Source organism: Methanobrevibacter sp. (genome assembly GCF_017410345.1).
Taxonomy (GTDB): domain Archaea; phylum Methanobacteriota; class Methanobacteria; order Methanobacteriales; family Methanobacteriaceae; genus Methanobrevibacter.
In genome coordinates, this window is sequence record NZ_JAFQQZ010000021.1 from 13,282 (window position 1) to 38,608 (window position 25,327).

General features: G+C 34.9%; 24 protein-coding genes, 2 tRNA genes and 1 pseudogene. 6 read left to right on the plus strand and 21 right to left on the minus strand.

The window, feature by feature from the left end:
- Positions 1-39: 39 nt before the first annotated feature.
- Complete coding sequence (locus IJE13_RS02275) at positions 40-348, minus strand: DUF1894 domain-containing protein (RefSeq protein WP_292776563.1); 309 nt, start codon at positions 346-348, stop codon at positions 40-42.
- Between the two features lie 63 nt (positions 349-411).
- Positions 412-870, minus strand: a complete 459-nt coding sequence (locus tag IJE13_RS02280) for a DUF1890 domain-containing protein (protein ID WP_292776565.1) — start codon at positions 868-870, stop codon at positions 412-414.
- Between the two features lie 173 nt (positions 871-1,043).
- On the opposite strand from IJE13_RS02280, the gene IJE13_RS02285 reads away from it, so the two are divergent.
- On the plus strand, positions 1,044-1,589 hold the full coding sequence (locus tag IJE13_RS02285) for a DUF3795 domain-containing protein (protein WP_292776567.1): 546 nt from the start codon (positions 1,044-1,046) through the stop codon (positions 1,587-1,589).
- A gap of 83 nt (positions 1,590-1,672) precedes the next feature.
- Here IJE13_RS02285 and IJE13_RS02290 read toward each other — a convergent pair whose 3' ends face one another.
- The 3 genes from IJE13_RS02290 to IJE13_RS02300 form a co-directional block, all read right to left on the minus strand.
- Positions 1,673-1,810 carry a hypothetical protein gene (locus IJE13_RS02290; protein ID WP_292776569.1) on the minus strand — a complete coding sequence of 46 codons (138 nt, stop codon included), beginning with the start codon at positions 1,808-1,810 and terminating at the stop codon, positions 1,673-1,675.
- A 27-nt stretch (positions 1,811-1,837) separates the two neighbouring features.
- Positions 1,838-1,972, minus strand: a complete 135-nt coding sequence (locus tag IJE13_RS02295) for a hypothetical protein (RefSeq protein ID WP_292776571.1) — start codon at positions 1,970-1,972, stop codon at positions 1,838-1,840.
- A gap of 130 nt (positions 1,973-2,102) precedes the next feature.
- The gene (locus IJE13_RS02300; protein ID WP_292776573.1) at positions 2,103-2,594 is read right to left on the minus strand and encodes a type II toxin-antitoxin system antitoxin SocA domain-containing protein; all 492 of its coding nucleotides are present in this window, start codon (positions 2,592-2,594) and stop codon (positions 2,103-2,105) included.
- 250 nt (positions 2,595-2,844) lie between these two features.
- Here IJE13_RS02300 and IJE13_RS02305 point away from each other — a divergent pair, with 250 nt between their 5' ends.
- Genes IJE13_RS02305 through IJE13_RS02315 form a run of 3 tightly spaced genes read left to right on the plus strand, consistent with a single transcriptional unit; the run spans position 2,845 to position 7,014 of the window.
- Positions 2,845-4,650: an ABC transporter ATP-binding protein gene (locus tag IJE13_RS02305; protein WP_292776576.1), complete on the plus strand. Its 1,806-nt coding sequence runs from the start codon at positions 2,845-2,847 to the stop codon at positions 4,648-4,650.
- 1 nt (position 4,651) lies between these two features.
- Positions 4,652-6,439: an ABC transporter ATP-binding protein gene (locus IJE13_RS02310; protein ID WP_292776579.1), complete on the plus strand. Its 1,788-nt coding sequence runs from the start codon at positions 4,652-4,654 to the stop codon at positions 6,437-6,439.
- A complete protein-coding gene (locus IJE13_RS02315; protein ID WP_292776581.1) occupies positions 6,436-7,014 on the plus strand; it encodes a MarR family transcriptional regulator in 579 nt (192 codons plus the stop codon). The genes IJE13_RS02310 and IJE13_RS02315 overlap by 4 nt, the downstream gene beginning before the upstream one ends.
- A gap of 73 nt (positions 7,015-7,087) precedes the next feature.
- On the opposite strand, the gene IJE13_RS02320 is transcribed toward IJE13_RS02315, so the two are convergent.
- The 7 genes and pseudogenes from IJE13_RS02320 to lonB all read right to left on the minus strand — a co-directional run bounded on the left by IJE13_RS02320 (position 7,088) and on the right by lonB (position 15,105).
- Entirely contained in the window at positions 7,088-8,119 is a 1,032-nt protein-coding gene (locus IJE13_RS02320; protein ID WP_292776583.1) for a DUF354 domain-containing protein, read from the minus strand.
- A gap of 322 nt (positions 8,120-8,441) precedes the next feature.
- Positions 8,442-9,101: pseudogene (gene hypB / locus IJE13_RS02325) on the minus strand (hydrogenase nickel incorporation protein HypB); the annotation flags it as partial.
- 152 nt (positions 9,102-9,253) lie between these two features.
- Entirely contained in the window at positions 9,254-9,637 is a 384-nt protein-coding gene (gene hypA / locus IJE13_RS02330) for a hydrogenase maturation nickel metallochaperone HypA (protein WP_292776585.1), read from the minus strand.
- 229 nt (positions 9,638-9,866) lie between these two features.
- A complete protein-coding gene (locus tag IJE13_RS02335) occupies positions 9,867-10,787 on the minus strand; it encodes a ribose-phosphate diphosphokinase (protein ID WP_292776588.1) in 921 nt (306 codons plus the stop codon).
- Between the two features lie 261 nt (positions 10,788-11,048).
- The gene (locus IJE13_RS02340; protein ID WP_292776590.1) at positions 11,049-12,146 is read right to left on the minus strand and encodes a hypothetical protein; all 1,098 of its coding nucleotides are present in this window, start codon (positions 12,144-12,146) and stop codon (positions 11,049-11,051) included.
- A gap of 261 nt (positions 12,147-12,407) precedes the next feature.
- Entirely contained in the window at positions 12,408-12,890 is a 483-nt protein-coding gene (locus tag IJE13_RS02345; protein WP_292776593.1) for a hypothetical protein, read from the minus strand.
- Positions 12,891-13,218: 328 nt separating this feature from the next.
- The gene (gene lonB, locus IJE13_RS02350) at positions 13,219-15,105 is read right to left on the minus strand and encodes an ATP-dependent protease LonB (RefSeq protein WP_292776797.1); all 1,887 of its coding nucleotides are present in this window, start codon (positions 15,103-15,105) and stop codon (positions 13,219-13,221) included.
- Positions 15,106-15,597: 492 nt separating this feature from the next.
- Here lonB and cobQ point away from each other — a divergent pair, with 492 nt between their 5' ends.
- Positions 15,598-17,235 carry a cobyric acid synthase CobQ gene (cobQ, locus tag IJE13_RS02355; protein ID WP_292776595.1) on the plus strand — a complete coding sequence of 546 codons (1,638 nt, stop codon included), beginning with the start codon at positions 15,598-15,600 and terminating at the stop codon, positions 17,233-17,235.
- A 126-nt stretch (positions 17,236-17,361) separates the two neighbouring features.
- Here the strand turns inward: cobQ and IJE13_RS02360 are convergent, their stop codons facing one another.
- From IJE13_RS02360 to thsA, 9 genes are all read right to left on the minus strand, one after another.
- Positions 17,362-18,522 (minus strand): thiolase domain-containing protein, encoded by a 1,161-nt coding sequence (locus IJE13_RS02360; RefSeq protein WP_292776598.1) that lies wholly within the window; start codon positions 18,520-18,522, stop codon positions 17,362-17,364.
- Between the two features lie 53 nt (positions 18,523-18,575).
- Positions 18,576-19,616, minus strand: a complete 1,041-nt coding sequence (locus IJE13_RS02365) for a hydroxymethylglutaryl-CoA synthase (RefSeq protein WP_292776600.1) — start codon at positions 19,614-19,616, stop codon at positions 18,576-18,578.
- Between the two features lie 428 nt (positions 19,617-20,044).
- A tRNA-Gly gene (locus IJE13_RS02370) sits at positions 20,045-20,118 on the minus strand.
- A gap of 12 nt (positions 20,119-20,130) precedes the next feature.
- Positions 20,131-20,204, minus strand: a tRNA-Gly gene (locus tag IJE13_RS02375).
- 123 nt (positions 20,205-20,327) lie between these two features.
- Positions 20,328-20,624, minus strand: a complete 297-nt coding sequence (locus tag IJE13_RS02380; protein ID WP_292776603.1) for a hypothetical protein — start codon at positions 20,622-20,624, stop codon at positions 20,328-20,330.
- 8 nt (positions 20,625-20,632) lie between these two features.
- Complete coding sequence (locus IJE13_RS02385) at positions 20,633-20,899, minus strand: hypothetical protein (protein WP_292776605.1); 267 nt, start codon at positions 20,897-20,899, stop codon at positions 20,633-20,635.
- Positions 20,900-21,118: 219 nt separating this feature from the next.
- Positions 21,119-21,796, minus strand: coding sequence for a class I SAM-dependent methyltransferase (locus tag IJE13_RS02390; protein WP_292776607.1), 678 nt, complete (start codon positions 21,794-21,796; stop codon positions 21,119-21,121).
- A gap of 138 nt (positions 21,797-21,934) precedes the next feature.
- Positions 21,935-22,171, minus strand: coding sequence for a hypothetical protein (locus IJE13_RS02395; RefSeq protein WP_292776609.1), 237 nt, complete (start codon positions 22,169-22,171; stop codon positions 21,935-21,937).
- Between the two features lie 384 nt (positions 22,172-22,555).
- Complete coding sequence (gene thsA, locus IJE13_RS02400) at positions 22,556-24,166, minus strand: thermosome subunit alpha (protein WP_292776613.1); 1,611 nt, start codon at positions 24,164-24,166, stop codon at positions 22,556-22,558.
- A gap of 430 nt (positions 24,167-24,596) precedes the next feature.
- Here thsA and IJE13_RS02405 point away from each other — a divergent pair, with 430 nt between their 5' ends.
- Positions 24,597-25,316: a TMEM175 family protein gene (locus IJE13_RS02405; protein ID WP_292776616.1), complete on the plus strand. Its 720-nt coding sequence runs from the start codon at positions 24,597-24,599 to the stop codon at positions 25,314-25,316.
- Positions 25,317-25,327: the final 11 nt, after the last annotated feature.

The following is a 25,327-nucleotide window of genomic DNA, read 5'->3' on the forward strand; positions in this document are numbered from 1 at the left end:
CAATAAACTAAAATAATTAATTTAAATCGTTAATATTAATTAAACACCAATATCCATTGCTCTGACATCTGCAATTTCTTCTGGACTAATTGGAATTTTAATAGCTGCAGTTCCATGGCAAGGCTTGGTATAGGTAATCAATATTGTTCCTTCATCCTCATTGATTCCCACAGGTATTGGAGGAAGACCTATCAATCTTGCGCCTAAGACCTTATCACCCGGATTTACATGAATGATTTCCTTTGCATTCTCTTCAATGAGCTTATAGCATTGCTTGACTCCTGAACGTTGAACGAGTATTTCATAATCATCATTTTGTTGCAAATAAGTTTCTAAACAGAAAGACATCTAATCACCATCCTTTCTTTAATAAATAGTTAAGTATAATTTATCTCCAATTAAAATTTTTCCTTATTCCTCTAAAGTTTTTAAATATTTGTCAAATCTTACCTTAATTGGATTTGGATTATGGAAAGCTCTTACAGCAATGATATCTGCATCAGTAGAGGATTCAACCATATCTGCAAATTCAGCCACTTCTTCTGCATCCCTTGAGAATACAAGAGCCAATGACTTGCATTTCAATATATGGTAATATGTTATGAAGAAAGTAGCTGCTGCATCCTTGTGAACGCAACCCACCAATAAGTCATAATCTCCTTCCTCAATCTCATCCAAACATTTTTCAATATCAACTCTTTTTTTAACGTAAACCCCTTCAGGATCTGAAATATCCAATATCTTTCCTGCTGCTGGATTGCTTGATACAGTAACATCATAGCCCATCTGATTTAATTTATATGAAGCATACAATCCAATAGGAGTTTGTGAAGGAGCTTCAGGACATCCAAGTAAAACTAATGCTTTCATTTTATCACTTTAATAATTTTTAATTTTAATATTATTTCTTAAAATAATTAATCACTTTATATTTCTGTCAATAGTTATAAATAAAATTAATTAATATAAACAGCCAATATAATTTTATAAAAATAGAAAAATGGAATCTTAAAAAAGAAAAATCTATAAAAATAACGATTAATATGACAACTAAAAAATTTAAAAGAAATGACTTATGCTTATCCTTATGCGGATTGAACTGCAGTTTATGCCCTATGCTTATTAGAGGCGGATGCACCGGTTGCCGTGAAGGCAGTTCATGTTATAAGATTTGCGGTTTTGCACCTTGCAGCATTGAACATGGGAATATTGATTACTGCTTTGAATGTGAAGAGTACCCTTGTGAAAAGTATGATGGAGTTGACTTGCATGATTCTCTAATTTCACATAGAAATCAAAAGAAGGATATGGAAAAAGCAAAAAGGATAGGAATAGAGAATTACAGAAAAGAACAGATGCTAAAAAAAGAAATTCTTAATAAACTTTTAGCAGAGTATGATACAGGCCGTAGAGATGTATTCTTTTGCTTAGCAGTTAATTTGCTTGAATTGGATGATTTAGAAATCATACTAAAAGAAGCAGATGAAAAGACTGTAAACATGAACTTAAATGATAAATCTGACTTTATGAAAAAAGCTTTAAATGAGTGTGGTGAAAAACGAAACATTGAACTGAAATTACGTAGATAATTAAATAAAAATAGAAATAAAGTAAAAATAAACTAAAAATGAAATAAAAATAAAGTGAGAATAGAAATAAAATAAATTGTTAATTAGTCATCACTACTGCCACCATTATAAACAGAACCTGGTGCAAAAGGATCCAATGGATGAGTTCTCATCCAATATCCACAGTTCCAGCAACGACCATCACTATCCAATGGATAACCGCAAATCGGACAAATAAGCATAATAATCACCTAAATAAATGAGCCTCTTCAAGGCAAGTATTCATCATTAAAATCATCATAGTCATAATCATCTCCACTGCCAAAATGAGCCATATATCCACATACCCAGCAGTTTCCTTCGTCGTCTAATTCACTTCCGCAAGCAGGACATAAACCATACATAAAATTCCCCCTATTTTATAACTTGAATATTTTATTTAATAATTATAATGATTATAGTTACATTTAAAGTTTTCTATATTTGTTTAAGAGGAAATAATACAAGAGACAATGAGATATAATAATCCATTAATCAATACTTGCGAATAGAATAAAGCTCATCCCTATAGAACACATGATTATAATCCAATTCACAGTCAAGATTAGACAATTTATAAGGCATATCCCCCCTCTGATAAATCAACAGATCAGTAGCGCTGAAATCGCTTAACTCATAAATGACACCGTCGATAATCATCTGTTCTTCTTTAGTAAAATTAAACAATGGAATCTCTCTTAAGTAATATCTTTTGATTAGGTAATAATAGTAGGCCTCTTGCCTATAATACAAATTATGAGACCTTATCAGCTGATTCATAGTGTCATTGAAATGCTTTGGGACTATCCCGATCCTTGATTTTAAATAAACTTCATTAGTCAATGATTCGCCGTATAATTCATAATAATTGAAGTCAATGAAATAGAGCAAAATTGAAATGATCGTTTTTCCAAGATTTTCCTTATGTGTGCAACGTGATATAATGTATAGTATAATTTTTATGTACTTTTCTTTTTTAAAATCCATATTAAACACCAATCATTAATTCAATAATCAAATAAACCAAATAAAATGATTCAAATTTAATATTGTAAATTAAAAAAGAGTAACCATATGAACACTATAATATTAGTTTCAACTTGCTATTAAAAGAAAAGAAAGAGCATATGAAAATTAATGGAAAACAATTAAAAATATTTATATAATATAAAATTAAAAGGTACCTATAGAAAAATAATTTAAAGGTACCTTTAAAAAAAATTATGGAAATAAAATTATGGATTTTAAAAAAACACTGAAAACTATAGGAAAGCTTCTTAGCCCTTTAAAAAAGAGCATAATTCCACTTATTCTTATCGTTGCATTCCTACTCATTGATGTTTACTGTAACCTTACTCTACCTAAATACACTGCAGACATTGTAGATGTGGGTATACAGAACACAGATTTCAATTATATAATAAGCGTAGGAACAATGATGCTGGCTATGGTCTTGATAGGAGTATTTGCTACAATAGGCCTTTCATACTTCTCAAGCAAGGTATCAGCAGCATATGGAAGAGACTTAAGAAAGCTAAGCTATGAGAAGATTCTGAAATTCTCAAATTTTGAATTGAACCAGATATCAAGAGCATCACTCATCACACGTAATACAAACGATGTATACCAAATACAGATCTTTTTAGGACTGTTCTTTACAACAATACTGTTCTCACCGATATTAGGTATAGGAAGCATACTCAAGGCAATGGAACTTGGAACCAACCTTTTATGGATCATTGCAGTGACATTCGCTGCGGCAATGATTCCTTTCATCCTAATATTCATAAAAACCGTTCCTTACTTTAAGGTAATGCAGGAACTGACTGATAAGATCAATCAGATATCAAGGGAGATATTGATAGGAATACCAGTAATCAAGGCATTCGTAAGACAGGATTATGAAGAGGAAAGATTCAACCAAACCAATGAGGAATTCAAAGCAGTAAACTTAAGCGTATTCAGAATCCTCCTGGTCCTATTGCCTGCAATGAATCTGTTATTAAACCTAATGATAGTTCTCATTTTATACTTCGGAGCATATGATGCAATCCAAGGAGAGATATTGACCGGAACAATCATAGCCTTCATCCAATATGCCACACAGATTGTAATGGCATTCTTAATGATGGGCGGATTCCTTGTCATGATTCCAAGAATCTTAGTCTCAGGAAGACGTGTAGCTGAAGTCATAAATACGGAAATATCAATCAGTGATGGGCCGATTGATGAAATTGATGATAATCCTACTATTGAATTCAAGAATGTAAGCTACGCATATCCTGGAAGCGAGAAGGAAACATTGAAAAACATTAGTTTCAAATTGGAAAAGGGAAAGACAACTGCAATAATCGGAGGTACAGGAAGCGGAAAATCCACAATCCTAAACCTTATTCCACGTCTTCAGGATGTTACTGGTGGAGAAATATTGGTCAATGACAAGAACATCAAGGACTATAAATTGACAACACTAAGAGAAAGAATCTCCTACGCTCCTCAAAAGGCAATTCTCTTCGAAGGAACTATAAGGTCAAACATGCTGATAGGAAAGGAAGAAGCAAGTGATGCTGAAATCTGGAAAGCATTGGAAATGGCAGAAGTGGACTTCATAGACAGTTTGGATGATGGAGTTTCACAGGGCGCCTCCAATTACTCAGGAGGACAGAAGCAACGTCTCCAATTGGCAAGGTCCATCCTATCCAATCGTGACTTCTACCTCTTTGATGACTGCTTCTCAGCACTTGACATGAATACTGAAGCTAAAGTGAAGGAAAACCTGAAAGGATTGAAGGAAAACTCATCAATGCTCATCATCTCACAAAGGATTTCAACAATCATGGATGCCGATGAGATAATCGTGATCGATGAAGGAGAGATAATCGACAAGGGCACTCACGATTACCTGAATGAGAACTGCAATATCTATAGGGAAATCGTATCCTCACAAATAGAACGTTCCAAAGAGCTATTGTATGATGATGAGGAATCCTCTAAGTTCCTCATAGATACAAGCTACATTAAAAAGACAGCAGGAGGTAAATGATATGGCAAGAAAACCAAGAAGACAGCCCCCTGAAAAACCTGCAGATGCAAAGCAATCCATCAAGAACATATTCTCACTCCTGATAGGATATAAACTGAAATTAGGATTGACAGTCATTTGCGGAATCATATCTACAGTATTCTCAGTTATAAGTCCTCTTTTAATAGGATTTGCCACAACAGCAATTTTCGATGGGATAAACTCCGGCAAGATGAATATGGAATACATAATAAACCTGCTCATAATAATAGTGGTCTTATATGTTGTAAGTGCGGTCTTCTCATATCTTCAAAGCTATCTCCTGCTTGACATAACAGCAGACATAAGCTACAAGCTAAGAAAGGACCTGGTTGAAAAGATCACCCATCTCTCAATGGGAGACTTGGACAAGAATACAAGAGGGGATATCCTATCAAGAATCACCAACGATGTGGACTCCCTGCAAACAGGAATCGTTCAGACATTCAACCAATTGCTCACTGGTGTAATCACAATAGTCGGCGTTACAGTGATGATGCTCTCCATCAACCTATGGCTGACACTCACTACAATAGTCTTGGTTCCGGTTGCCTTCCTGATCATAACCTATGTGACCAAATACTCACAGGACTACTATCTAAAGCAATTGAGATACAGAGGTAACCTGAACGGACAGATTGAAGAGTCATTCACAGGCCATGAGATCATCCGCTCATTCAACCAGGAAGAGGAATCCATGAGAATCTTTGATGAGGAAAATGAAAGATGGTATGAACAGGAATGGAAATCCAAGTTCTTCTCAAGCCTCTCCGGTCCTTTGGTGCATTTCATCTCCAACCTGCAATATGTGATCATATCAGTTCTCGGAGCGGTCCTTGTGCTTCAAAGGGCAATAAGCGTCGGGGACATTTTGGCATTCATCCAATACTCCAAAAACTTCACAACCCCAATCGAACAGATCACAAGAATCATGAACATGATACAGACTGCAATGGCAGCAAGCGAAAGGATATTCGAATTCCTGGAAATAGACGTTGAGGAAAACCCATCTCAAGAGCAAATAACTGGAATGAATGATGAAATCAGCTTTGAAAATGTCTGCTTCGGTTACAGCGAAGACGAAATGGTCATAAAAGACTTGTCATTCAAGGTTAAGAAAGGAGAGAAGATAGCCATTGTAGGTGAAACTGGAGCAGGAAAGACCACAATAGTGAAACTGCTCATGAGATTCTATGACCTAAATAGTGGCGAGATAAAGATCGATGGTGTAAACATCAATCAATATGACAAGCACAGCATCAGATCCCTTGTGGGAATGGTGCTTCAGGACACTTGGCTCTTCAATGACACAATATACAACAACATCCGCTACGGCAAATTGGATGCGACAAGGGAGGAAGTGATAAACGCTTCTAAAGAGGCACATGCAGACAATTTCATCATGCAAATACCTGAAGGATACGAAAGGGAATTGAACGAGGATGCAGACAACATCTCACATGGACAGAAACAATTATTGACAATTGCAAGGACAATCCTTTCAAACAAGCAGATACTGATTCTGGATGAGGCGACATCTTCAGTCGATACAAGAACCGAAAAGATAATTCAGGAAGCAATGGATAAGCTGATGAAAGACAGGACAAGCTTCATCATTGCCCACAGGCTTTCAACAGTCAGAAATGCAGACAAGATAATTGTGATTGATGATGGGCATATAATAGAGCAAGGGTCACATGAAGAGCTATTGGAGCAAAAAGGATACTATTACAATACCTTGAATGCACAAAGAAGGGAGGATGCCATATGAACAAGGAAAATATCATTGAAGAGAGGATCAATGGATTTGATCAGTTAGACAATCGATTATTGTTCCATAAGTTCATCATGATAAATGAGATTCTGGATAAAAGAAACAAAAAGCAGAATCCGGCAATGAAAAGCGTTACAAAAGGACAAGGCAGACTGATCATTTTCTTAAAGAGAAAGGACAAGCTATCCACTAAAGCATTGTCTGAAATATTGAATGTCAGTGTCACTTCCCTTAATGAAACCTTAAACAAACTGGAGCAGCAGAATTTCATTAGAAAGGTTCCATCAGAGCAAGACAAAAGAGTTTTGCTTGTTGAATTGACAGAAGAGGGAAGAGCCCTTGAATTCAAGAACCATGAGGACATCGACATCTTTGACTCCCTAAGTGAAAAGGAAAAGGAAAATCTCAATGAATACTTGAATCGATTAACTGCATCCCTTCATAATAAATTCAAGGAAGAGAATCCTGAAAGATATGAGAAAATTATTAAAAACAGAAATGAAATCTTTGAAAAGTACTTTAAGGACAACAATCATAATGAATGGTTGGAACTGATTGATTGTAAAAAATAGATAAAACTGATAAAAATAGCAAAAAATAAAAATTTAAAAAAATAATGGAAAAAAAGAAAAATAGTAAATGAAACTATTTTTTAGAATTTCCCAATTCATAAGTCTTTTTTATGATCAATTCAAACAGATTATCTGTTTTGAGTTCAATAGGTTCATGTGGATTAACAATGAAATTCAAAGCCTGTTGAGTGATTTCATCCAAGTCAGTGGTCCTATACATCAATCCATTGTTTACATAGAACTGATCTACAGATAATGTGTCTCCAGGATAACATGAGATTACAGGAGTCTGTAGAATTGCCGCTTCCCTGTTCATTGTACCACCAGCACCGATTACAAGATCACATGCCTTGATAATGCTTGAAGTGTCAACAGGAGGCTTAAGTATTGTCACATTCTTGATTCCTTCAAAGATATCCGCCTGTTCCTTGAATCTAGGAAGAATGAGAATGTTCGCATACTCCTTCAATACATCAACAACAGGAGACAAGACTGATTTTCTGCAATCTGTATTCAAATAGGAAGCAAGGGATGGTTCAGGCCTCATGAGTATAGTCCTTTGAAGTGGCAAGTCAAGTCCCAAATCATCAAAGATATTTTCATTGAACACAAAGTTGTTGAAGTGCATAAGCTCTGAAGTTCCATTATATTTTATGATGTCATTTGGATTTGCACCATATTGCATCAGTTTCCACTCATCGATAATGCTTGGAACAATGATCTTGCTGCATAATGGAAGTGTCAACTTATTTGCAGCCATCGCATGCTCATTATCCAAAACAAAGAGGCTTGGAATTCCAAGGCCAAATGCCACTCTTGGAAGTTCGATTGAATGCTTTGAAAGGGCTACATCAAAGTTCTCACCAGCAACCAAATCCGCCAAATCCACTACACGCTGTGCACTTTCCTTAAGCTTTTCCTCTAATGTGACTCCATGCTTGCCTACTGATATGAAATCTATGTCATACATATCCATCAATTTATGAATGTCACCGAATCTGCGAGCTGTGACTAGAACATCTTCTCCCTCATCTTCAAAATACTTGATGACATCCTTGAAAAATCTTACATGGGGCGCATTTGATATATCAATCCAAATCTTCATGAAATCACCTCTTAATCTCAATTTTAGTACAATTAATAATTAATATTATAGTAATACTTAATAAATTTTAGTAAAATAGAGATAAAAAAATAAGATTCGGGGAAAATAAAACTCAAAAAAGATTAATTGAAAATAAAATATGAAAAAAAAGATTGATTAAAAAAATATTAAAAAAAAGATTGATTAAAAAAATATTAAAAAAAAGAAATAAAAAAGAAAAAGATTAGTGAGAATGCTCATGACTGTGTCCATGTCCATGGTCATGTTCATGACTGTGTTCGTGGTCATGGTCATGGTCGTGGTCATGATGATGGTGATGATGTTCAGCTCCGTGAGCCTTAGCCTCTTTAATGGCTTCAATCACTTCATCCAATCCTTTGCCTTCTTTCAAGCTGGTAGTAATGACCTTGACATCCGGATTGAGTTTTTTGGCATCAGCCACCATCTTGTCAGTGCTTGCACCGACAGCATCAGCCAAATCAATCTTATTGATGATGATCAAGTCAGAATCCTTGAAAATGTAAGGGTGTTTCTCTACAGTGTCGTCACCTTCGGTAACGCTTACAACAACAACTCTCATATGGGAACCTAATTGGAAGTCAACAGGACAAATCAAGTTTCCAACATTTTCAATGAATAAGTAATCGATATCATCAAGTGGAAGGTCGCCTAAACCATGGCTTACCAAGTGAGCATCCAAGTGACATTCGGTACCTGTGTTCAATCCTACAACAGGTGCATTGTGGGATTTGATCCTTTCAGCATCGAAATCACTGATTATATCACCTGCAAGCACACCTACCTTTTCATCAAGGTTATCTATCAAATCTTCAATAAGAGCGGTTTTACCAGACCCGATTGCTCCTACAAAGTCTACACAAAATATATCGTGGTCTTCCAATAAATGTAAGTTCTTATGTGCTAATTTGTCATTAGCAGCCATAATATTTTTAGCTATTTCTACATCTGCAATCTTATGCATGTATATGATCCTCCGTATAAATATATGATTTCATAATAAGTTTAATAATTTTAAAAATTTGGACAATATTATCAATGACCTATGAAAAAACTATCAAAATGATAAAAAGAAATTTTAATTATATTAATAGAATTTCTTGTTGAGAATTTTGACTAATTTTCATCATCATCTTTTTCAATGCTGATGCTTCTGACAGTAATTTCTTTACCATTTGTCACTTCGACCCTATGGCTTTCACATTTAGGGCATAAGACCATAGGTGCATAATGGTCACTGTCGTCAACATTACCTTCACCTTCAAAGCCACAATTGTGACATTTGATTTCAACATCAATAGTATTAATGATCATCTCGACGTTTTTTGTCAGTTCTTCTCCTTCACACATAACGCCAAGCATAAACTTCAATTGTTCCGGATTCAACATAGCCAATCTTCCAATTTCAATAACCATTTCAGTTACTTCAATCGCATCATTAGCTTCTGCAGTGTCCATAACTGTGCTGAAAATACCTTGAGCCATAGCAAATTCGTGCATTCTACATCTCCAAATATAAATTAATTAAATTACAATAATATAATATTTTAATTAATATAATATAAAACTATTGTTATTAATAAAAACAATTATTATTGCAATGAATTACCAGTAATACTTTTTTAAAAAATTTTAAAATAATGATGATAGAATAAATGAAAAAATAAACTAATCAAAAATAGAAAAATAAGAAAAAATAAAAAATGAAAAATATTTTTTAAAATAAAGTTTATCTTAATGCATCTGCAATCAATTTTGCTACAGAAATGCTGCTTACATCGGATTTCAAGGTATCTGTACTTGACAAGTCACGAGCTCCAGCAGCCATAATCTTCAAGACAGCATCGTTTACAAGCACTGGGTGAACACAGCATACGTCAACTGACTTTGCGCCATGTTCCTTTAAGATGCCTATTGCATTAACGATTGTTCCACCTGTAGCTATGATGTCATCAATGATGATTGCTTCCTTTCCTTCCACAGAGTCAATGTTGACCTTGGAACCCTTTTTGACCTTATCAAGATCTTCGCTGTCAAAATCACATTGAACATCGACGATTCTGGTTTCCACCTTATCAGGACCTAATCTGACTTTGCTCATATATGTGCAGTTGCAGCCAAGGATTTCAGCTATTTCCTCTGCAAAGTCCATTGCCCCCTTATCCGGAGCTATGATGATAGGGTTTTCCACTTTGTCTGCAAGGTATTCTGCAATTGGAGGCATGGCGGAAAGGTTCGCAGTTGGAATATTGAAGAAGTCCCTGACACTGTCTTCGTGCAGGTTGATTGAAATGAATTCGTCTGCGCCGGATTCTTCAATCAAGTTAGCTACCAATTGTGCAGAGATGGCTTCACCATCCTTAAATCTTAATTCCTGTCTTCCATAACCTAAATATGGGACAACCACTTTAATGTGCTCTGCACCTAAGTCCTTGAGGGTTCTGAGTATGAAGAGTAATTCAATTAGATTTTCATCTTGAGGAAATCCGGTTGATTGAATGACTGTTGCGTTCTTTTCAACTTCCCCTTTGATCCTCACATATCTTTCACCATCTGGGAACTTTTTAGTTTCAAGAGGACATAAGGTTTCTCCTAATTCCTTTGCAACATTTGCTGCCAATTTTTGTGATGCTGAACCACCAATTATCAAAATAATCACCAAAAATATTGTCGTTAATCTTAAAGTTTCAATTAATTAAATAAATTAATTTTTATGATAATATCTTTATTGATATTTATAATTAAATATTACTATTTTTAAAAAAATTGGGAAAAATGAAAAATAAATTTAATGAAAAACAATCAAAAAAAATATGAAATATCTTAAAATAAAAAAGTAAAGAATAAGTAAAAAAATTAGTAAAAAAAGTAAAAAATAATTAAAAAGTTTCAAAATGAAACTTAATAATAACTATCTGCTCACAGCCTCATTGCTGTCTCTTCTAATGGTAACCGTATGGGCCAATACCAAAGATCCCAAGAAGAGGAAAGTCAATAAAGCCATACCGTTTACAGTCCTGTTGAATAGGAAAAGACCGATAATCGCTTGAGAGACAAAACCGGTAAGGGAACCTATTAAAAGAACCTCTTTACCTAAGTACTTTCTGTTCTTGCTTTCTCTCTTATGTCTATATTCTCTTAAGATTACCAATCCTACAATGATGGTTCCTAAAACTATCAAGAGCAATACAAGGAATGTAAGATATCCGAAGTCATAGGCATAACCGAAAATACCTGGAAGCATATAGTCGATTGTATCCTTTCTGGTTACCAAAAGACCGAAGAAAAGAGGGAACGGCAAACCAAACAATAGAATGAATTGCATTGGCAAGCTAATGTAACCATCTGCAAATCCGGAACTGTTGGACCAGTAAGAGGATGAAGGGTCATGCCCAATCAACCAAGTATTTCCAACTACAAGCTTTAGACTTGACAATGAATTTGTTGCAAGCCTTGAAATCCTAAGTACAGGTGAGAAAATCTCCATACCACTGATTCTTGCAACTATTTCCAATATTCCAAAAGCGACCAATGCCGCTCCGATAAACATTCCAATTCTTCTGACTGTGAGAATGGATTTTTGTCTGAATGATTTTGAAATAATGGTGTATCCTATAAATAAACCTACAAACCATAATAATAAGAAAGATCTGTGCATTGCTCCCCCAAAGACAGTGATACATCCAAGAAGTATATAGACTATCCTTTTCAGCCTTGCCACATTAACTCCCGACTCTTCCATCACCTTCAGCGAAGCTAATGCAGTTATAATAGCTAAAAGAGCAATCGGACCGAACGGGTGAGTATACTCATGCTGACCAAATGACAATACCAAGAATATCAAATCTGTTCCGAATAGAATTGCAAATCCTGCAGATAAAAACAATGACAGGAAAGTCACTACACTTAATGATAGCGGAACGAGATTCAAAATGAATATCATGGTAGCAAGTAAGATCAAACCCACTTCGACTATAAGTTGAAAATGATTTTGAGCTATTAATAACATGAAATCACACAATAAATAATTTTAATATTTTAAATTTTTTTAATTAATAAATTGAATCATAAATAATCTTTAAAATGTCTATAATTATCTTTTAAGATTAGATATACATCATTATTTTTATTTAATTAAGTATTTAAATATTAGTAAAATTAGGATAAATTAATGAAAAATAGAAAAAATAAAAAAAAGAAAATGGTTAATTCTAACCATTGAAAAGATTTTGGTCAAGGTTTTTAAGGTCGAAGACCTTAAAAAACTGGGTTAAACTATAAAGAATTTAATATTACCTAACAGGATATCCGGAATGATAGGCAATGGATTCACATGAGTAATACTCATAGCAACAGCATCTCCACGGGAGTTCCCTTCACCCCAGTCATGCTGACGGATTGTGTCTAATATATTGTCACCGAAAATATGTGCCGCAGCCTGATCGTTTATAAGAATTATGAAATGAGGGCTAACACCATAAGTATATTCCATTATCTCCTTAGCATCCTGATAAGGGTTATCGATCATGTAGATATTGTGAAGGGTATGACCGTTTGCATTATGTGAACTTCCCGGATAGATCCAAGTAAAGCCGCCATGTATACTCCATAAGGCAGCCATATCCACTCCAGGAATTCCTCCTTCAGTATCATCTTCAGCTAAAATCAATACTCCGGTAAATGCTGAAAACACTAAGAAAAAAACTATAACAGCCACCAGAATACCTAAAGCTCTTTTTAATGTAGTTGCCATTTTATCACCACCATACACTAATCAATAATTGATTAAAATGAATAATTAATAACAAGATGTTTTTTTACATCTAATTATTATTATAATTCATTTTAGATATATAAACTTTTTGTATATAGAGTAGTAAAAATTAGTTAAAATGGCAATTTAAAGAAGAAAATAATGATAAAAAAAGTTAAAAAATAATAGAAAATCAATTCTAAAATTAAAAATTAATAAAAATAAAAAAAGTTAAAAAATAATAGAAAATCAATTCTAAAATTAAAAATTAATAAAAATAAAAAAAGTTAAAAAAAAGAAAAAGAATAAAAAATAAAGAATTAAGAGATTAGTTATGACTTGGTTGGGATAAAGTCATTGAATCAGTGGATACCTTACTGGTTACTGCACCACTTATCTCTCTCATTTTCTTAATTAGTCTTTCCTTTTTGCTTCCGTTAATCAAGATATTCTGCAAGACATCTTCAATTGTTTCAATAGGAACAATCTCAATCATGTCTTCATACTTCTTCTCAAGCATTACATCATCCATGTTGGATTTTGGCAAGAGAACTTTCTTAATACCTGCTTCCGCTGCCGCTTCGATTTTGGCGGTAGCTCCACCAATAGGCATTACATCTCCACGAACGCTTAATGAACCGGTGAGTGCAACTGATTGATCGATAGGAATTCCTTCAACAGCAGAAATTACAGCTGCAGTTATTGAAACGCTTGCACTGTCACCTTCCACTCCATCATAGCTTTGGAGGAACTGGACGTGAATGTCATGATTGGAAATGTCAACTTGAGTGTATTTCTTAATGATTGCACTTACATTCTGAACAGAGTCCAATGCAATTTCACCAAGCTTACCGGTTACGATGATCTTACCTTCGTTTTTGCTGTTTGCAGGAGCCATTTCAGCAGCAATTGGCATTACGATACCGCTTCTGTCACCCATGACCGCCAAACCATTGACCATACCGATTTTTCCACCAGAGGAATGGAATACACTATATTCCTTTCTTTGGATGATTGACCTATCAACGATTTGCTGTTCCAAGGTTCTTGCGAATTTTTTGGCAGTTACAACATGCTCTGCAGTTACCAAATCGGCACCCTCTTCAATGGCTACATCTCCAGATGAACGTACCAATCCACCTAACTCTCTTAGTCTAAGGGTTAAAGCATTCTTTCTGCCTGCTCTACGTTTAGCTTCCAAGATGATCTCATCAAGGGCATCGGTTGCAAAGTGTGGGATTCTTCCATCATTCTTGACTTCCTGAGCCACAAACTGAACGAGCTTTCTTCTGTTCTCTTCGGTATCTTCCATATAGTCTTTCATAAAGACTTCATAACCATAACCTCTAATTCTTGAACGCATAGCAATGTGCATTCCTTCAAGAACTTGAATGTTTCCGGAAGCTACAAGAACAAAATCACAAGGAACAGCTTGAGAGCGAACCATTGCACCACTGCTGTTTTCACTTTGACCAGTGATAGCATACTTCTTCTCTTGCATAGCGGATAAGAGTTCCTGTTGAGTCTTCATGCTCATGGTACCGATTTCGTCAATGTATAAAACTCCCTTATGGGCCTTATGGATCATACCGCTTTCAACACGTTCGTGTGCAGGAGTTCCAAGACCACCTGATTGGTAAGGGTCATGTCTTACATCACCGAGCAATGCACCTGCATGAGCTCCGGTAGCATCCATAAATGGTGCAAATCTTTTGTCTCCATTGTTGACCAATAGTTTTGGAGCGCTGTTTGATACTTTAGGCTTGATTTGCATTGAAATAAAAATCACAAGCAATGCAGCGATAATGGCTTCAAAGATTCTTTGATACATCAATCCAAGAACGAAAATGGCTGCAGTGACAAACATGGTGATCATCATCTTCTTCTCGTCACCGCTTTTGGCATTTGCCTTGTTTGCCTTGACTATCTTCTTACCTTGACCAGCAGGAACGGTTCTAATCAAAGGATAATTGCTGTCTTCAGGATTCGGATAGACCAATACGTCTTGAAGCACTTCTGGAGGCAACAATTCAGCCATACCTTTAGCCAACATTGATTTACCTACACCAGGATCTCCAATAAGAAGAACGTTTCTTCTTTGTTTTGCTGCTTTCTTGATGGTTTCAACAGATTCCTCATGACCAATGACCTGGTCAATAAGCAAAGGAGGCACTTCTATATCAGCAGTATTTGAAATTGATTCATAGTCAAGCATAGGTTTGATTCTGCGATTGCCTTCTTCATCTTCAACAAATTCGACTTCCAAGGAATCCTTTTCTTCAGCTACAGAATCTTCACTTTCCAATGCTTCTTCTTCATCAATTATATTTTCTTCTACAGAGGAGTCTACGATTTCTTCTTTAGACTCTAATTCCTCTACTTCTGCAGTTACTACTTTGTCTTCTTCCATTTAAAACCTCCTAAAGTTTTTATAATTTAACATTTTTCTAGTTTTCTTCATAGTTTTCATAGTTTTATATTATATAAATATTCATTATAGTAATATATATTAAACTAATCGCTTAATAACTTTATGATTTTAGTCATATAAAAAGGTTTGTATTTTAGTAACCTTAGTTAACTAAAATATCTATTGAAAAATCATAGATTAAAAAGGACATGCCAAAAATTTTAAAACAAACTTTATTATTTATAAAAGATAAATGAATAATCATAATAAAAATCATATCAATTATAAGGTAAAATTATGACAAAATGTTTAATGATTCAAGGAACCGCTTCCAATGCAGGAAAAAGTTTAATTGTTGCAGCCCTCTGCAGAATATATACAAAAAGAGGATATAAGGTTGCACCATTCAAGTCACAGAATATGTCTTTAAATTCATATACCACTAAAGAGAATAAGGAAATAGCCATTGCACAGGTATTACAGGCAAAGGCAGCAAACATAGATCCTACAGTGGATATGAACCCTATACTCTTAAAGCCAAAAGGTGAATCCTGTTCACAAGTTATCATTCAAGGTGAAGCTGTAGGGAATAAGGACTTCTTTAGAAAGTATGACAAGACCAAAGCAACTCAAAAGGACATAGACAACAATCTGATGGATGATGAAGACTATAGAATCATTGCAAAGGAAGCCGTAATAGACTCATTGAACAAGTTGAAGAAGGAATACGACATAATCATTATGGAAGGTGCAGGATCTCCTGCTGAAATCAACTTGAGAGAAGGAGACCTTGCAAATATGGGAGCTGCAGAAATAGCCGATGCAAATGTCCTTCTTGTTGGAGACATTGACAAGGGAGGGGTATTTGCATCAATAGCAGGAACTTTCCTATTGCTTGACGATGCAGACAGGTCAAGATTCAAGGGAGTCATTATAAACAAATTCAGAGGAAAACAGGAATTGCTATGCTCTGGAATTGAAAGGCTTGAAGAAATCATTGAAGTTCCAGTTCTTGGAATAGTTCCCTATGCAGAAAACTTGCAGCTTCCTGAAGAGGATTCCGCATCACTTAAAGAGCATGATTGGACAAAGGAATTCAAAGAAGGTGACAATCATATAATAATCGGAGTTGTAAAGCTTCCGAAAATAGCCAATTTCACAGATATCGACCCATTTGACACAGAAGATGATGTTGAAGTGAGGATGATTGAAGTCTACAACTATGAAGAGAAGATTAAGGATGTTGATGCTTTAATATTGCCTGGAACAAGAAACTCCACTGAAGACATTTCAGAGCTTGAAAAGTCAGGATTGGCAGACAGGATAAGGGAATTGTCCAAAGAAAGAAAGATACCAATCATAGGAATCTGTGGAGGATACCAAATCTTGGGAAACAGGATTTATGATAAGGACCATAAGGAATCCAAACTTGATGAAGTGGAAGGATTAGGTCTTTTGGACATTGAAAGCGAATTCATTCGTGAAGGAAAGATTGTAAAGCAAAGCATTGCTAAAGTAGAAATAGACACTGATAATTACTCTAATCAAGATAATAAAGAAAATATGTTCCACGAAATCTTTTCCAAAATCAATGGCGAAGAGGTCACAGGCTATGAATTGCATGAAGGAACCACAAACCTGATAGGTGCAAAGCCATTGTTTAGAATAGAAAAGGGAATTGGAAACAATGACAATGACCAATTTGACGGAGCATATGATGGAAATGTATTTGGAACCTATTTCCATGGAATATTCAACAATTACAATATAAGAAGGGAATTCTTAAACCATATCAGAAAAAGCAAAGGCTTGGAAGAAAGAACAGGTGAAGATCCATATGAAACCAGTGTTGAAAATTCCCTTGAAAAATTAGCGAATATTGTAGAGGAAGCATTGGATATGGATTATATTGATAAACTAATTTTTGAAGAATGAAAATTCGTTAAAAATAATTAGAATAGATAAAATTAACTATTAAAAATAGTGAAAAGTAAAATTATAAAAAATAATAAAAAAAGAAAAGAAAGATTTTAGTCCAAATAGGCTAAAATCAACTTATTTTTAATTTAAATCTCTACCGAAGATGTGAACAGCACAAGTACCACCAGTACCACCTACATTATGGGTCATACCGATTTCAGCACCATCCACTTGACGTTTGCCTGCTTCTCCTCTTAATTGCCATACGATTTCAGCAGCTTGAGCGATACCAGTAGCTCCAAGAGGGTGTCCTCTTGCCTTTAAACCGCCGGATGGGTTAATTGGACAGTCACCATCAATATTGGTCTGTCCTTCCTCAAGAACAATTCCACCTTCACCCTTTTTAGCAAATCCAAGGTCTTCAATTGCAAGCAATCCATTGATTGAGAAACAGTCGTGAACTTCTGTAGCGTCAATGTCCTTTACGGTTACACCTGCCATATCATAAGCTTTTCTGGAAGCGGCAATGGTTGCATCCAAGGTAGTGATGTCCTTTCTGCTGTGTAATGCAATGGTTCCAGAAGATTGTGCAGATGCCCTTACATAAACAGGAGTGTCTGTGAATTCCTTAGCCCTTTCCGCTGCACAGATAACGATAGCTGCTGCACCGTCAGAAACAGGTGAACAGTCCAATAAGGTTAATGGGTCTGCAACAGGAGAGGATGCCAATACCTTGTCTACAGTCACTTCAAATGGGAATTGAGCATTAGGGTTGTTTGAAGCGTTCTTATGGTTTACTACAGACATCATAGCCAATTGCTCTCTTGTGGTTCCATATTCATACATATGCCTTTGAGCGATCATAGCATACAATGATGGGAAAGTAGCTCCTTGCTGTGCTTCCCATTCTTGGTCGGAAGCGGTAGCAATAGCTGGTGTTGCATCCACAACATCAGTCATCTTTTCCACACCTGCAGCTACAACAATGTCATGATATCCTGAAGCAACAGCCATAATACCTTGCCTTAGTGCCAATCCACCGGATGCACAAGCAGCTTCAACTCTTGTACATGGAATAGGGTTCATACCCATACTGTCGGAAATAAGTGCTGCTATATGTTCTTGGCCTACGAAAAGACCTGCAGACATGTTTCCTACAAACATGGCTTCCAAGTCTGCACCGCTAAGGTTTGCATCTTCCATAGCTCCAAGACCAGCTTGTGAAATTAATTCTCTAAATGAACTGTCCCATAATTCTCCGAATTTTGTTTGGGAAGCTCCGATAATTGCAACATCTCTCATTTTTTCACCTTCATGTCATAAAATAATTATAATTAATTCCTCAACTCATCCTTCTATGCCATTCTAAGTTTTCCTTTAAATTTAGCATAAACTGCATAATCAACATAAATCTTCTTAGAAAGGATCTCTTCAGTTGTAGGAGCTAAATTCTTAACTTCTTCAATTCTATCGTTTACAGTCAATGTAAATCCGTCACTACCTGCACCGGAACCATATGATACTATGAAAATCTTGTCTCCAGGTTCCGCTTTGTCCAATACATTGGAAAGCGCTAAAGGAACAGCACCGGAATAGGTATTACCTACATTAGGAGTTAAAAGACCATCCTTATATTGTTCAGGAGTGAATCCTAATTTAGTGGCTGCCCTTAAGTAAAATTTACCGTTAGGTTGATGGAAAATAGCATAATCATAATCTTCCACTTTTGTATCTGTTTTTTCCAGCAATCCTTTTGCTGCTCCGAATACATGTTTGAAGTAAGCTGGATCCCCGGTGAATCTTCCACCGTGACTTGGATAAGGTTGACCTTCTCTTCTGTAAAAATCAGGAGTGTCAGTAGTGTAACTGTAAGTGGTTCCAAAGTCAGCAATGGTGTTCTTATCACCAATGATATAAGCTGCACCACCAGCAGATGCAGTGTATTCCAATGCATCTCCAGGAGCTCCTTGAGAAGTATCTGCACCAATGGCCAAACCATATTTGATCATTCCTGAGTCTACAAGACCCATAGTGGCTTGAATACCTGCAGTACCTGCCTTACAAGCAAATTCCAAGTCTGCTGCAGTCATATCAGGAGTAGCGCCAATAGCTTCTGCAACAATGGTAGCAGTTGGTTTTACTGCATAAGGATGAGATTCTGAACCAACATAAACTGCTCCAATGTCTTGAGGATCAATCTGTGCTCTAGCCAATGCATATCTTGCAGCGGTAACTGCAATGGTTGCAGTATCTTCATCAGAAGAAGGCACTGATTTTTCATTAACGATTAAACCGTTTGAGATTGAATCAGGGTTATCTCCCCATACTTTTGCGATTTCTTCTACTTTTATTCTATATGAAGGCACATTCGCCCCATATCCAACAATTCCTGCCATTAAATCACAACCATAATTTAGTTTTAATTAGAATAGCCAATAATTGCTATTAATTTTAATTTAATTTAAACAAATAAACATAATTTTAAATTTCAACAATAATTTTTGCTTTAATATTAAAATATAAACTTAAAATAACTAAACGAGATTAATATAATCATTATAAATTTATATTAATATAATATTATTTTTTAATACATATAAACTTATTTAATAAAATAAAGAAAAAATCGATTTTAACTCATAAATTAAGGAATACTAAATCAAGTTAATGAGAAAATAGTTGAAAAAATGGATAAAAATGAAAAAATTGTCTAAAAAATAATATTAAAAAAATAGATAAAAAAAGATAAAATTGCCTAAAAAAATATATTGAAAAAATAGATAAAAAAAAGATTTTGATCAAACTTTTTCTAAAAGTTTGGGTATGCAGCTGCCGGGATTCGAACCCGGGTTGTAGGCTTGGAAGGCCCAAGTAATAACCAGACTATACCACAGCTGCAATAAAAAAAAGTGCGGCGTCCGGGATTTGAACCCGGGTCTCTAACGTGGCAGGCTAGAGTCTTAACCAGGCTGGACTAACACCGCAATATACAACATATCTATGTTAGTTTACATAATATATAAATCTTTCTATAATTAAGATTTTTAATATAAAACATGAGAAAATGGACGATAATTGAAATTCAAACTAGGAAAATACCTAGAATTTTAAAGCAAATGATAAATCAATGGAAGCATTGATTGAATTCCTAAAACAAAAATCGCAAATCCGCCAATGAATTCAATGTGTCTGGAGTATTTCATAGCTGCCTTTGTACCGAAAACACCAATGAATTGCCAAGTGATTACCAAACAGATACTTGCTGCAATGACAACAAATGGATTTGCTCCTTCGAGCACACCTTGAGCAGCCAAGACTAAGTTTTCTATGTTACCAAAGATCAATAATCCTAAAAAAGGCTTATATTCTTCAATGAAAGGTTTATATTTATCAAAAACAGACATCTTTTCACCTAACCCTTAACTGCCTCTATCATTGATTGAATTCCTAAAACAAAAATCGCAAATCCGCCAATGAATTCAATATATATGCCATAAGCTTCTAATTGTTGAGTGCATACAGTACCTATAATCAACCATGCCAGTACAACTATTAAACTGAAAATAGCAAGTTTTAAAGGATTTGCAGCTTTAACAACACCTTGAGAAGCCAAAATTAAGTTTTCTATATTTCCAAAAACTATTAAGGAAATCAAGCCAATAGATAATCCATAAAACATTTCATCACCATTTTCATCTTCATTGAATGATTATAAAAAATTAATCATAAACATATTTTATTATTACTTTCTAATATTTAAAATTTACTTAAGATTTTTAATTGTTCTTAAAAATTCGAATAAATGTATAAAATTATTTGAAAATAAGAAAAAATAAGAAAAAAAGAAAAATTAAAAGAATAAGGGGAAATGGAAGAAGTTAAATTAAAAAAAGAATTTTTATTTTCTGGCAATTACACAAAGCCATCCTGTGACCAATTCCCTATTGACACTGTCGGGACCATCCTTAGAGAAGCATATTATATCTGAGAATCCTGCCTCTCTCAAATATTCATCAAATTCATCCTCTGAGAATATTTTCATATCCAAAAGGTCAATGAGCTCCTTTTGACGTTCGTCATCTTCATTTGGAATTGCCTCATTGCAGATGAACATTATTCCATCATCTTTAAGAACCCTTCTGACTTCCTTTGAATCATTGACAAAATCAGGCCAGAAGTAAACGGTTTCAAATCCAGTGATGATATCAAAGCTGTTATCTTCAAAAGGAAGTTCGGATACGGATCCCTGAATGATCTCACATCTTCCTTCATCAATGGCTGCCTGGTTTAACTTTGCAGACTTTTCTACTGCAATCTCAGAGTAATCAAGACCATAAACCTTATTATCAGTCATCTTAAGGAATCTTTCCACATTGACTCCTCCGCCACAGCCAATATCCAAAATTACATCATCCTTTGAGATGTCCAAATGGCTTACACCCCACTGTGCAAGGCTTTCATGACTTTCATTCATGCGGTCCAATAACTGGTCTCCCAATTCACCTTCAGGTTTTCGTGCATTGATTATCAATTCCTTCTCTTCCTGACTCCTTATGCTCTTTTCATTTTCAGTCATTTTATGGCTCCTAAAATAATCATTTTCAATATCATTTTATCGATATTTTCTTATCAATTATAATATTAATTGCATGATTAATAAATTTTAGTATCTGACAATGAAATGACTAAATAATAAAAGGAAGATTGAAGAATTTTAATCCTCAAAATAAACTTCCCTAATAAAGTCATGGATGCCTATATCAATCAAATCAAAAATATCAAAAAGACTTAATAATTCAAATTCATCCAAGTCATTACCCTCAAGTTCATCAAGATCTTGAACATCATTTTCCCCATCATGTTCATATTGGATTTCAATTTTATTTTCACTACTTATTTCTCCATTGCTTTCTTTGTGTTCATTGTTTTCCTTGTTTTTTTCTAAATACATTTTACCAAATCCTTTACATATTTTTTTAAAAAGATGCTTGAATAAAAGTTGTTTTTAAAAGAATATAAATCTAAACAGAGAGCATTTGAAAAGTAATATCAAAAATAAGCAAGTTTTTGTTGGTAAAATTAAGAATGAAACATAAATAGTAAACTATATTAAAAAATAAGCGTTATTATTAGAAATAATTTGATATATTAAACCATAATAGGAAAATCTAAAATTGAAAAAGTGAAAATAATGAAATAAATAAAAAAGTAAAAAAAAGAAAAGAAAATAATTAAGAGTTAAACACTCCTAACTATTAAAATATTTTAATCAAACTTTTTCTCAAAGTTTGGAAAATATTTTGGTCAAGGTTTTGACCGAAGGTCAAAAGCTTGTCTACATCATTGGAGGCATGCCACCCATACCTGGGTCCATTGGCATGTCGCCTGCACTGGTTCCGCTGGAAGCAATTACGTCATCGATTCTTAAGATCATTTCAGCAGCTTCGGAAGCAGATTGGATAGCTTGTTTTTTGACACGTTTAGGTTCTACAACACCTTCTTCTTTCATGTCAGTAACATCACCAGTGAATACGTTTAATCCCATGTAAGGGGATTTTTCATGAGCAGCTCTTAAGTCTACTAAAGAGTCAATGCTGTCTAAACCAGCGTTTTCAGCTAAGGTCTTAGGAACAATTTCTAAGGATTCTGCAAATGCGGTTACTGCTAATTGTTCTCTTCCGCTGATTGATTGAGCATATTCTTTAAGTTTTTTAGCCATAGCGATTTCAGGAGCTCCTCCACCAGCTACAACTTGACCGTCTTCTACGGTAGCAGCCACTACACCGATTGCGTCATCTACAGCTCTGTCGATTTCAGCTACGATGTGTTTGGTACTTCCTCTGACTAATAAGGTTACTGCTTTAGGTTCTTGACATTCTTCTACGAAGATCATGTCGTCACCGGAAATTTTCTTCTCGATTACGGAACCTGCGTGACCTAAGTCATCTTCAGTTAAGTCATCTAAGTTGGATACAACGGTAGCGCCGGTTGCTTTAGCTAATTTTTCTATGTCGGATTTCTTGACTCTTCTTACAGCCATGATTCCTGCTTTAGCTAAGTAGTGTTGTGCTAAGTCGTCGATACCTTTTTGTGCGAATAATACGTTTGCACCGACATCTGCGATTTTGTTGACCATATCTCTGACCATTTGTTCTTCCTGTTCGATGAATGCTTGCATTTGAGCAGGGTCAGTGATTCTGATTTCAGCATCAACTTCAGTTTCCTTAACTTCTAAAGGAGAGTTGATCAAGACAACTTTTGCATCTTTAAGTTCAGATGGCATACCTGGGTGTACTTTTTCCTTGTCTACGATTACACCTTGGATTAAGGTGGATTCTTCCACTACTGCACCATCTTTCTTCTCAATCTTAATGTGATCAGTGTCAACTTCACCATCATCAGCTACTTGTTGTACAGCGTCTACGATTAAGTTTGCTAAAGGTTCACGAGCTTTTTCAGTTCCTTTACCGGTCATAGCGGTCATAGCCACTTTGACTAACATGTCACGGGAAATGTCTTCGATTGCGATGTCATCTAAGATTTCTTGTGCCTTTTCAGCAGCTTGTCTGTATCCCATAGCGATAATGGTTGGGTGAATGTCCATGTCTAATAAAGTTTCGGATTTTTTGAGTAATTCTCCAGCAATGATTACTGCAGTGGTGGTTCCGTCCCCAACTTCATCTTCTTGGGTTTTTGCAACTTCCACGAGCATTTTTGCTGCAGGGTGTTCAATATCCATTTCTTTTAAGATAGTAACTCCGTCGTTGGTTACTACAATGTCTCCGAGTCCGTCCACTAACATTTTGTCCATACCTTTTGGACCTAAAGTGGTTCTTACAGTTTCTGCTAATACTTTACCTGCTAAGATGTTGGTTCTTTGTGCATCTCTGCCTAACAATCTGTTAGTTCCTTCAGGTAAAATGAAAATAGGTTGACCTTGTGCCATTCTATACACCTCAATTTTTTTTAAAATAAATAATTTTTTTGATAGATTAAAAATATATAATTTAATTTAAATCAATAGATTTAACTAATATTAAAATATTTAGTCTATAATAACAATGGGTTTAAAGTAATATATAAAGTTTTTGTTTTTATTATGATTTTTTTGAAAATTATTATTTTGAATAAAAATTTATAAAAGTTGATAAATTATGAAGAAAATTATAATAAATTAAAAAAATACTGAACAAATTTACATTTATTTAATTTAGTTACAAAAATATATTAAAATTGAAAGTTCCTTTAAGGTTTACACTAGTTCCTTTGCGGTTAACACATCGAAACCATAGGTGAACTTAAGGGTTTATTCAAAAAATTATTATAATAAGATTAATACAAATTTAAATATGAACATATCCTAAAAAGGTGATTTTATGATGGATGAAAAAAGTAGATTATCCTCCAGTGAAGAAAATGACGGTGAAGAGACAAAAGAAAAGATGGGCAGTCACATTAGCTCCCATAAAGGGTTCTTAGAAGCCTTTTCACAACCGTTGGATATAGACCCTGGAAGAATAATGGGATTGACAGATGGGATATTTGGAATGGTAATGACCTTATTGATCTTTGGTATGGCTCTGCCAGAGGCAAAGATAGTAAATGATATTGGATTCATAAGTTTCGCATCTTCCCTTGCCCCTACAGTGGGAATAACCATCGTAAGTTTCATACTAATCGCATCATTTTGGATCTACCACCATGAATTCATTAGAATAAAAAGCCTGAACATGCCATATCTATGGTTGAATATCTTCTTTTTGGCTTGTATATCCTTCATTCCATTTACAACATCAATCGTTGGAAACTACTCACACTTCTTCTTTGCAAATGTAATCTTTGGAGCCAACATATTCCTAACAATACTGTTCTTTTTATTGATGTTCCATTATGCACATAAAATGGGATTCCTTGAGGAGTATTCAGGAGAGGAAGATAAGAAATATGTTTACCACACCCTTTATATAATCATGGGAGTTACAGTTATTGTAAATCTGCTTGACTTTAATGTGAATCATCACTTCATCTATTTGTTCCTATTGGTCCCTATCATTTCAACAATAAGGGACATCCTTTATAAGATAAATCATGAATAAGATAAATCATG

What these genes read in the sequence shown, in the direction of transcription:
- IJE13_RS02275 (WP_292776563.1), bottom strand. Translation starts at nt 348, where the DNA reads ATGTCTTTCTGTTTAGAAACTTATTTGCAACAAAATGATGATTATGAA.
- IJE13_RS02280 (WP_292776565.1), bottom strand. Translation starts at nt 870, where the DNA reads ATGAAAGCATTAGTTTTACTTGGATGTCCTGAAGCTCCTTCACAAACT.
- IJE13_RS02285 (WP_292776567.1), top strand. Translation starts at nt 1,044, where the DNA reads ATGACAACTAAAAAATTTAAAAGAAATGACTTATGCTTATCCTTATGC.
- IJE13_RS02290 (WP_292776569.1), bottom strand. Translation starts at nt 1,810, where the DNA reads ATGCTTATTTGTCCGATTTGCGGTTATCCATTGGATAGTGATGGTCGT.
- IJE13_RS02295 (WP_292776571.1), bottom strand. Translation starts at nt 1,972, where the DNA reads ATGTATGGTTTATGTCCTGCTTGCGGAAGTGAATTAGACGACGAAGGA.
- IJE13_RS02300 (WP_292776573.1), bottom strand. Translation starts at nt 2,594, where the DNA reads ATGGATTTTAAAAAAGAAAAGTACATAAAAATTATACTATACATTATA.
- IJE13_RS02305 (WP_292776576.1), top strand. Translation starts at nt 2,845, where the DNA reads ATGGATTTTAAAAAAACACTGAAAACTATAGGAAAGCTTCTTAGCCCT.
- IJE13_RS02310 (WP_292776579.1), top strand. Translation starts at nt 4,652, where the DNA reads ATGGCAAGAAAACCAAGAAGACAGCCCCCTGAAAAACCTGCAGATGCA.
- IJE13_RS02315 (WP_292776581.1), top strand. Translation starts at nt 6,436, where the DNA reads ATGAACAAGGAAAATATCATTGAAGAGAGGATCAATGGATTTGATCAG.
- IJE13_RS02320 (WP_292776583.1), bottom strand. Translation starts at nt 8,119, where the DNA reads ATGAAGATTTGGATTGATATATCAAATGCGCCCCATGTAAGATTTTTC.
- hypA (WP_292776585.1), bottom strand. Translation starts at nt 9,637, where the DNA reads ATGCACGAATTTGCTATGGCTCAAGGTATTTTCAGCACAGTTATGGAC.
- IJE13_RS02340 (WP_292776590.1), bottom strand. Translation starts at nt 12,146, where the DNA reads ATGTTATTAATAGCTCAAAATCATTTTCAACTTATAGTCGAAGTGGGT.
- IJE13_RS02345 (WP_292776593.1), bottom strand. Translation starts at nt 12,890, where the DNA reads ATGGCAACTACATTAAAAAGAGCTTTAGGTATTCTGGTGGCTGTTATA.
- lonB (WP_292776797.1), bottom strand. Translation starts at nt 15,105, where the DNA reads ATGCTTGACTATGAATCAATTTCAAATACTGCTGATATAGAAGTGCCT.
- cobQ (WP_292776595.1), top strand. Translation starts at nt 15,598, where the DNA reads ATGACAAAATGTTTAATGATTCAAGGAACCGCTTCCAATGCAGGAAAA.
- IJE13_RS02360 (WP_292776598.1), bottom strand. Translation starts at nt 18,522, where the DNA reads ATGAGAGATGTTGCAATTATCGGAGCTTCCCAAACAAAATTCGGAGAA.
- IJE13_RS02365 (WP_292776600.1), bottom strand. Translation starts at nt 19,616, where the DNA reads ATGGCAGGAATTGTTGGATATGGGGCGAATGTGCCTTCATATAGAATA.
- IJE13_RS02380 (WP_292776603.1), bottom strand. Translation starts at nt 20,624, where the DNA reads ATGTCTGTTTTTGATAAATATAAACCTTTCATTGAAGAATATAAGCCT.
- IJE13_RS02385 (WP_292776605.1), bottom strand. Translation starts at nt 20,899, where the DNA reads ATGTTTTATGGATTATCTATTGGCTTGATTTCCTTAATAGTTTTTGGA.
- IJE13_RS02390 (WP_292776607.1), bottom strand. Translation starts at nt 21,796, where the DNA reads ATGACTGAAAATGAAAAGAGCATAAGGAGTCAGGAAGAGAAGGAATTG.
- IJE13_RS02395 (WP_292776609.1), bottom strand. Translation starts at nt 22,171, where the DNA reads ATGTATTTAGAAAAAAACAAGGAAAACAATGAACACAAAGAAAGCAAT.
- thsA (WP_292776613.1), bottom strand. Translation starts at nt 24,166, where the DNA reads ATGGCACAAGGTCAACCTATTTTCATTTTACCTGAAGGAACTAACAGA.
- IJE13_RS02405 (WP_292776616.1), top strand. Translation starts at nt 24,597, where the DNA reads ATGATGGATGAAAAAAGTAGATTATCCTCCAGTGAAGAAAATGACGGT.